The sequence below is a fragment of the Magnetospirillum fulvum MGU-K5 genome (genome assembly GCF_000442515.1).
In the GTDB taxonomy this organism is placed as follows: Bacteria; Pseudomonadota; Alphaproteobacteria; order Rhodospirillales; family Magnetospirillaceae; genus Phaeospirillum; species Phaeospirillum fulvum_B.
In genome coordinates, this window is sequence record NZ_AQPH01000173.1 from 1 (window position 1) to 455 (window position 455).

Consider the following 455-nt stretch of genomic DNA (forward strand, 5'->3'; position numbering starts at 1 on the left):
CCCGAGACCGCGCCCAAACTGTCCTGCGTCATCCCCGAAGCCCGCCACCGCTTCGAGGCGCTGCTGGGGGCCTCGGTCCAGACCGGGGTGTCGCTGGCGATCCGCTGCAAACATCCCTTCACGCCCAGTTGGGAGCAGATCGGGGCCAGCCCGGAGGTGGTCGCCTATCTCGAAGCCGCGATGCTGGCCGAAGCCAACATCATCGTCTCGGGCGCGACCAACACCGGCAAGACGACGCTGCTCAACAAGCTGCTCGGCTTTCTGCCCGATCATCGCCGCGTCGTCGTCGCCGAAGACGCCCCTGAACTCGCGATCGACCGCTTCTGGGACGGGGTCGGGCTGCTCGCCGCCCGCGAGGCCGGGGGATCGACCGGAATGATCGATTGGCGGCAGCTCTATGACCACCAGATGCGCGCCACCCCCGATCACGTCATCTTCGGCGAGATCAGCACCCA

General features: G+C 67.5%; 1 protein-coding gene. It reads left to right on the forward strand.

What is annotated here, in order from left to right:
• Positions 1-455, forward strand: a 455-nt coding sequence (locus K678_RS17440; RefSeq protein ID WP_021133812.1) for an ATPase, T2SS/T4P/T4SS family, incomplete at both ends; no start/stop codon positions are given.